This window comes from Ralstonia sp. 110700041-2 (assembly GCF_056280165.1).
Genome location: NZ_JBSFAI010000031.1, coordinates 1 through 7,838, shown reverse-complemented (window position 1 = coordinate 7,838; position 7,838 = coordinate 1). Strand labels below are relative to the sequence as shown.

4 protein-coding genes and 1 pseudogene are annotated in these 7,838 nt (G+C 56.5%); 3 read left to right on the top strand and 2 right to left on the bottom strand.

Features of this window, described 5'->3' with window-relative positions:
• Nucleotides 1-358, top strand: a 358-nt coding sequence (locus tag ACUXH0_RS26320; protein WP_476196445.1) for a hypothetical protein, incomplete at its 5' end; no start/stop codon positions are given.
• Nucleotides 359-1,197: 839 nt separating this feature from the next.
• On the opposite strand, the gene ACUXH0_RS26315 is transcribed toward ACUXH0_RS26320, so the two are convergent.
• Nucleotides 1,198-1,446 carry a DUF3562 domain-containing protein gene (locus tag ACUXH0_RS26315; RefSeq protein WP_182594997.1) on the bottom strand — a complete coding sequence of 83 codons (249 nt, stop codon included), beginning with the start codon at nt 1,444-1,446 and terminating at the stop codon, nt 1,198-1,200.
• A 1,396-nt stretch (nt 1,447-2,842) separates the two neighbouring features.
• On the opposite strand from ACUXH0_RS26315, the gene ACUXH0_RS26310 reads away from it, so the two are divergent.
• Both ACUXH0_RS26310 and ACUXH0_RS26305 read left to right on the top strand, forming a co-directional pair.
• Nucleotides 2,843-4,603 (top strand): EAL domain-containing protein, encoded by a 1,761-nt coding sequence (locus ACUXH0_RS26310; protein WP_182594996.1) that lies wholly within the window; start codon nt 2,843-2,845, stop codon nt 4,601-4,603.
• A 1,639-nt stretch (nt 4,604-6,242) separates the two neighbouring features.
• Nucleotides 6,243-7,334, top strand: a complete 1,092-nt coding sequence (locus tag ACUXH0_RS26305) for a PepSY-associated TM helix domain-containing protein (RefSeq protein ID WP_182594995.1) — start codon at nt 6,243-6,245, stop codon at nt 7,332-7,334.
• 81 nt (nt 7,335-7,415) lie between these two features.
• Here the strand turns inward: ACUXH0_RS26305 and ACUXH0_RS26300 are convergent.
• Nucleotides 7,416-7,733 (bottom strand): annotated as a pseudogene (locus ACUXH0_RS26300) (transposase); the annotation flags it as partial.
• Nucleotides 7,734-7,838 lie beyond the last annotated feature (105 nt).

Below are 7,838 nucleotides of genomic sequence, written 5' to 3'. Positions count from 1 at the left end.
AATATGGCATTGGGCGGCTTTACCCCGAAGCAGCGGCTGGCCATGGCCGCTTAGTTTCTACTTCTGCCGACTGTGGAAAACGGGGGCATTACCCAGGGACCCCGCTACAAAGCAGATTTCCGTTCAAATCGACTACGCCGATATTGGAATAGCGGTCTGCACGCTGGATGACAAGCCTATGAAGATACTCGTTGCAAAGCGCCCAGTTTCTGCTCTGTATGGATGGCGTTGCCGAAATTGCGTCAAGAGCCTCTCCCGCGCCGAGAATTTCCGCCTGCGCGTACTCTGCGGCGAGCGTGAGATATTGATTGGCCTCTACCTGCGCAGCAACGCGAACCAGCTCAGATTGCTTATATAAATAGTACCCAGAACCTATCAGCAGCGGGAATGCCGCCGCGCATATGACGAGGAATATCCGCGCATGAAGACTTTGTAATCTTGCGTATTTGACCACACTTATCCTCGCCCACCGTCAATAATAGCTTTATTTGCAAAAACTATTTTTAATGATTTATTCAGGACGACCAATATTTTTTCATACGCCATATCATCAGCGACCGAACCCGCCAAGTTGCAACCGCATTCGCGTATATTCATCTAACTTCATCAGGATGTCGAGGGACATCCTATGCTTCACCCGCCCCCTCACCATCACGGCAATCCGCAGCGATTTGCCTAGCGAGTAAGCATACTTGTCATTCACTCAAGCAACGTCGCTACTGGAGCGTCACCGACTCCGGTTGGCCCGATCGAACCCCAAATACAGTTTGTACCCCATCTCCAACGAGTGCATCAATAAGGCCGCTGCAATCAAGGCCGAGCGTAGATAAGCGAATACTGCCAGCCCAGATGGACGGCGTACGACTTCGAGCAAGGGTGGCAATTGCTTGCCAGTTGGAAGAATTACATGTCCTTGGGCAAGGCAGACATGGTCACCATTCTTCACGCCTAAGAAGCTAAACGTAGCATCCCTGTATGCCGCGCCCCACGGCGCGATTAACCCCATGAATTCCTGAATCTCTCGCTGGTCGTAAGACGATATTTCCGGCATAGCTTGCTGGCGTGTATGGGGTTTCTTCAATGTTGCCCTAGACGCGGGACCGTGGCAGTTGGCGAGTTCATCGTCACCGACGAAAAGGCGACGTCGGCGCGGGCCTAGCGCTGGTCTGGTATCTCTTTGAGCTCTACCCGCCGCAATCAGAATTCGTCGTGGAAGGTGCCGTTGGCACCAGCCGTAGACCTGAGTTTTGAGAGCGTCTTTTTGGCGGCAAGAAGGACTACGTAGGTTTCCACAGTTGCTCCAGCAGACAATGTTCGCAGCGTCTCACGAAAAACCGGAGCCACGACATCGGGCGGCAATCGAAGTCTGTCGGAGATGTCGAGTACGTAAGCGTAGTGCTCCTCTCGAAGCTCTGAGTCGGTCACTTGTGCACTGGCGTCAGCCAAGGTTCAGATGTTCCTGATTGTGAACGATTTCCTTGGCCATGCCGATGGGCTCATCGAGTTGTGCGGACTGGCTGCTCCTGACCGGAAGAGCGGACAACCGCTACCTGACTCACCTACAGCGACATTCTTTCGCCCCCTTGCCGCGCACCCCTCTCATCAGTTCCTCAGGGACAACCTGCCACTCAGCTACCCCCCTTAAGTCCTTGGACTTACGGCGTGACTCAAAGAGCAAGGCTGGGAGGCCAAACGTTTTATCTTACCGGCGCGCCTCCGCGCAGGCCGCGCGCTTGGCGGAGATAGCTGAAGGCCTCACTAGCTAGCCACGCTATTTGCCGAAGCAAAATATTGATTCATGGAAGTTAACTATATTGCTTCACAAATGAATCAGATTATTTCCCGCATAAATTAAATCGCATATCTAAGAATTGTTAAATATAGTGAGCAAGGCGAGAGAGAATGATTATGTTTTGTGCTCTCGCAGCATGTTTTATGCTAGGGCAGTTATTGATGGGAGGCCGGTATGCCAAAGCGTTTGCACGTGCGCCCATTCACGGTTTTATTGATGGGGCTAGCATTATTAGGCGGCAGCGCATCGGCGCAGGTGGTTGCGCCGACGAGCGCCAATACGAAGTCGGCTGTGCCCGCCCAAGACTCTCCTGCAAACCCCTCTATTGAGGACGCGCCTCTCACGGCCCTGCCTACCCACGTCAAAAGTGGTGCTCCCCCAGTCCATGGAGGCTTCGAGGTCGAGCGATGCAGAGAGGTCAACGCAACCACGGGAAAATGTGTGGATGCGATGTGCGTCGGTTACACAGACCAAGGAGTCCGGAGCGAGCACTTTGAATGCGTGCCTTGACGTTTTATAGGTCGCAGAAGGGACCTTGAACCTGATTTTAGGGCCCAGCCTACCCGTTCCGGTTCTTGGCACGTGTCCGGGGCGGATGCGTGCATATGACGGTTTGATGTCAGCTCTCGAATTTAGTACATTTAACAACTGAACTAAGAAAACTTAAAAACACTCTCGACACGCACCTCCGCACCCACATACATTCTCGACCGGACGGCGACGCACCTCTCTCCCGCCACCCGTCCTTCGGGCGCAGCGACATCGCCGCGTCTCCCTTTTTTTTCGGGAGAGGATGGATGTTGGCGGCGACAACGAGGTGAAGCGTCGGGCATCCCGTCGTGGTGCCGCAATCAAGCCAAGTGCCGGTAGCAGCGTTGCGATGCGGAGGGGGCAGGCGCATTGCCCATCCCAGCCCACCCATTGTCTCTCCCCTCTGCTCAGTAGGCGTGCAGCACCTTTCTGGAGCCTGGTTGTCGATGGTCGCATCGACGTCGTACAGAGGCGGCCAGCGGTTGCCTGTCGTCATCTATGTCTTTGTCGAGCTACCAAATGACCGTGTCTGTTGCCGAGTGCATGGAAAAGCAACTCCTGCGCGTGGTCTTTCAGCCCATCGGAACGCTATCGTCCGGCGAGGTCTTGGGCTACGAGGCGCTCACCCGTGGCCCGGCAGGCTCGCGTCTGGAATCACCCCAAGCGCTCTTCGAGCAGGCCCAACGCGAGCACTGTATGGTTGCACTGGAGCGTTTCATGGCCAGGCTGAGCGTCAGTACTTTCACCAAGGCGCAGCTACCAGGAAAGCTCTTCCTGAATTTGAGCGCTGCTGCCATCCGAGAAATTGCTTGCGACAAAGATAACGTCTGGGCTTTCTTGGGAGCGATGCAGTTCCCCCATGAGCGAATCGTCATTGAGCTGACGGAGCAGGCGTGCCCGAATCCGCTGTCGTCCCTGCAAGATGCGCTACGCTTGATACGTCAGGCAGGTGCCCAGTTGGCGTTGGACGATTACGGCACAGGCAACGCAAATCTGAGCCTGTGGATTGGCTTGCGGCCTGACTATGTCAAAGTTGACCGCTCGATCGCCGATTGCGTTTCCAAGTCGCCCTTCCGCCAAGAAGTGCTGCGCAGTCTGCACAGCATTGCCAAGGCCGGGCAAGCGCAGTTGATTGCGGAGGGGCTTGAAAATCGCGAAGACCTGGCGGTTTGCCGCAATCTGGGCATCAACCATGTACAAGGCTTCCTTCTAGGAAAGCCGAGCGAGATGCCGGAGTTGACTTGGCCGGTTCAGGATGCATTCCGTACCAACTTCGTGCCCCCTGCCCCGGATGCCAATCAAGATGCGCCACGTGCGTTTTCAGCAAGCCGCCTGCTATTGAACGCGCCCAGCGTTTCACCGAACACCCGAAATGATGACGTTCTGAGTCTCTTTGCACGGCATCCAAACTTGCATGCGGTTGCCGTTGTGGAGAATGGACGCCCCGTCGGTCTGATTAGCCGGCACGCATTTGTCGACGCCTATGCCTTCCCATATCGCCGGGAACTGCACGGCAGAAAGACCTGTATGGAATTTGCGAATCAGACGCCGGTCGTCGTCGAGCAAGGTGCGACGATGGAGCAGTTGATGAGCCTGTTGAAGTTGGGCGACCAGCGATATCTGTCCGAAGGGCTGGTCATCGTCAACCAAGGCCAGTACGTCGGATTGGCAACCGGAGAGGACCTGGTTCGCGCAGTGACTGAAGCACGCATCGAAGCGGCGAGATACGCAAATCCACTGACCTTCTTGCCAGGCAATATTCCAATCGACATCCACATGAATCGGCTCCTGGAAAGCGACGTGCCATTCCATGCCTGCTACTGTGACCTTAACAGCTTCAAGCCATTCAACGATGTGTATGGCTATTGGCAAGGTGACAAGATGATAAAGCTCGCCGCCGAAACCCTCGCCGAAGCCTGCGACCGACAAAGTGATTTTCTGGGCCACATTGGTGGGGATGACTTCTTTATCCTCTTCCAGAGCCCCGACTGGGAAGCGCGCATTCGCACGGCGATGGCACAGTTTGATGCATCAGCAGTAGGGCTCTACACACCGGCTGACATCAAAGCCGGCGGCATTCAGAGTGAGGACCGTCACGGCAATCTTCGCTTCTACAACTTTGTGACCATCGCGGCAGGCGTTGTACCGGTTCAGGCGGGCGCCGCCATAGACACGAGTGTCATTGCAACTCAGGCGGCAGCTGCCAAGAGGCAGGCAAAACGTGCGGGAGAAAAATTCTTCGTGTGCCGCGAGCCCTTTGCCGTTGTTGCTTGCTGTTGAGGCAATCGGAGGTTTGGGTCGAATGATGCGCTCGCTTGGCGGGAAGCAACCAAGCTGTGGCATTTCCCTCAGAGGTCGGTAGCGCTGCGACGGGCCTCACTCACTGCTTTCACGTCAACTGCTGCCGGCCCGCGGCGCATGCGAATCCGTTTGATGTCGATGACTTTTCGGCTACGTTGCCCCTCTTTTTCCGCATGCTCCGAATCATCGACTCCGTACTGAGCGGCCTCGGCCAACCGGTTGAGTTCGGGTGCCGTTAAAAACTGCCCGGACGGATCCGCTCGAGCAAGTCAATGTTGGCTTGAGCCAGTTCCCGATATAGAAAGGCCAACACCCGGCAAACGCTATGAATACTGTTGGCTGCCAGGCCACGCTTGCGGTGTCTGGCGAGGTACAAGGCCGCTTCGTGAACCGGAAGGCCGCCGGGTCTAGTCAGAACAGAGTGGTGCTCTCCATTCTGGAATCTGACACGCTTTGCGATGAACTCAGCCATCTACCCACCACTTCATTCAAGTAGTAGTTGAGCCTAGACCCCCGAGGACCACCTCAAAGTTCTAACGGCGTAAGGGTTGGGCATTGTTTACCCGCTCCCAGGCGAACGCTCTAATGAGCGTAGGAAAATTCACCGGAAAACGTAAACAACAAAAAAGCCTGCAACCCAAAGGGCTGCAGGCTCGTTGTTTACACCGTTCTAAAAGTACCCTTCAGAACGGTTAGCGGAATCACCTACTGTCAAATTCCACCTAACCATCTGATTCAAAAGAGAAAACCCTAACAATCCCACAGCCTCTGTCAAACATCTTGTTGTCAAATCGCGTTGCCTGTGTACGCCAGTTCACCCGCGCAGCGGGTGAACTGGCGCCTTCGTCCGTCACTTTTTAGCTTTTCGGGTTGCTTATATCTTTCCGACATCTGGGAGGGGTCCAGGGGAGGGAACCGCAGCAGAGCTGTGCGAGAAGTTATCCACAGGCACGCATGACATATGCCGCAAAAAAGCCGAGTCGACAGGCCGGGCACTCCCTCATGATAAAAAACCCAGACGACGGTCGCGACGGATGGCTCGGCGGCCGCATCGAATCGATGCGTCAGTGTATAAATGGGAGTTGTAGCCCACGTTGCAACGAACGGAACCAAGAGAGGTTGCTTGAGCTCAGCGCCAGCTGGCAATGCTGCTTCTCCGTCCGCCATTGAGATCACCGTGGTCAACACGCGCGTGCGCATCGAAGTCTAGCCCGACGAAGGCACGCTACTGCTGGTACTGCGCATGCTGCGCAGCGCGTCGGGATCGGCAGCGTGATCGGTCCACCCAGCTGTATGAAGGTCTGGCTGGCCTCCGTCGCGAGCGACATACGCTCAGGCTTCGACGACCTGCCCCTCATCACATGTGAGCCACAAAAGGTCTTCCATAGGCCAACGCAGGTCGATGGGCCGTGGATGTCCTCAACGTCACCGCGAATGTGAACTTGGTTTCAGACAGCATTCAGCCTCCATTCAGCAAACGAGACGAGCATGTCTGGTCTCAGACCCAGCGGGGGGCAGTGCCTCAACTTTGTCACGCCGCACTTACGGCGCAAAGAACGCACACGTCGCACAGGAACGACGCCCCGTTACGGGAACCCGATAGCGCATTGGAGCAAGCATGACACCCATGGTTCGCAGAAGGCTGGCAACCATCCACCGCTGGACCGGGATGACCATCGGTCTCGCCGCAACATTCTTTGCGCTGACCGGACTCGCGTTGGTGTTTCGGCCACAATTGCAGCCGAGGGCCGAGCCTGCACTGCAACAGATGTCATCCTGCGAAAGCCGCATGTCATTGGACACGCTGATAGAGAACTCGCGACATCTGCATCCGACCGGCAACCTGCAACAGATTGAAATCACGTCCGAAGGTCGGGGCACCACTGTTATCCGCTACGCCGACCTGCAGGGTGTATATGTCGATGCTTGCACTGGTGCCGTGCTGGGTCAGCAATCGCGCTGGGGGGGCCTTTTCGGAACCCTCGAACTGCTGCATCGGTGGCGCTTTATCAAAGACGGCGACCGCTCGGAGCTTGTCGCAGGGAGTATCAGCCTTGCGATGGGGACTGTGCTCGTGCTGGGCGGGTTGGCGCTATGGTGGCCGCGGAGCCGAGCACAGTTGAAAATTGCGTTTCGACTGCCACGCGGATTGGAGGGCCAGGCCTTTGACGTGAAGCTGCACCGTACACTGGGAGCCTACGCGGCGCTGGTCTTGCTAGTCAGTGCGATGGCCTCGTGGACCATGACATTCAACTGGGCAAGGCAGCTAGTCTATGACGTGACCCTATCGTCGCCGCCAGAAAAAAAGCCGCGCGCCATCAAAATGGGACGTCCGGCGGGAGGCGAAGCACTGTTGTCACGGACACTCCAGGTGGTACCGGACGCCGAGACGATCACTATCGTTTATCCGCGCAAGGCGGGCGATCCAGTCGAGGTGAGCGTGATCGAACGTGACGCACCTCACCCGAATGCACGCACAATGCTGTACTTGGACCCAGTCAGCGCCGGCACTCTAAGATACGAGCCCTATTCAGCAAGCTCCCCTGGCTACAAGGTCTATCGATGGCTGGTTTCGCTGCATATGGGCTATGTGGGTGGCTTGCTAGGACAGACACTGCTGTTCTGCGCGATGGCCACTATTCCGGTGCTTGCACTCACAGGCATGCGGTCGTGGATACGACGCCGACGCAGGCAGCGTTCACCTATCTGACGCTAGCCCCACCCTCGCCGACTTGCTGCTCATTTCAGCAAGACACGAAGCGTGGCCAAGGTCAACTTGCGGCGTTTACATCGACCGCTCGCTGGAACCGATGGTTCGAACTGAATTGGAGTGGGTCGTCGCACGCGACAAGTCGATGCGTTCTGCCGCACTCCCGTGCACCAGCAAGGCCGCGTGCAGCCGGTCCCACACGCCAGCCTGCTGCCACTCGCGCAGCCGACGCCAGCAACTGACCCCCGATCCGCAACCCATGTCCGTCGGCAGTTGGTTCCAACGGATACCGGTCTTGAGCACGAACAGGATGCCCGTCAAGACAATCCGGTCGGGAAGTGGTTTGCGCCCGGGGTAGCGGAAGCGCCGTGGCTTCGCCGGTGGTAAAAGCGATTCGATCGATGCCCATTGACCTGCTCCCCGCGATTAGTACGTTGACGATGTAGAGTCCGTTCCCAAGAGAGGAACGGTCATGAAGAAGCGATTCACCGAAGAACAGATTAT

What these genes read in the sequence shown, in the direction of transcription:
- ACUXH0_RS26310 (WP_182594996.1), top strand. Translation starts at nt 2,843, where the DNA reads ATGACCGTGTCTGTTGCCGAGTGCATGGAAAAGCAACTCCTGCGCGTG.
- ACUXH0_RS26305 (WP_182594995.1), top strand. Translation starts at nt 6,243, where the DNA reads ATGACACCCATGGTTCGCAGAAGGCTGGCAACCATCCACCGCTGGACC.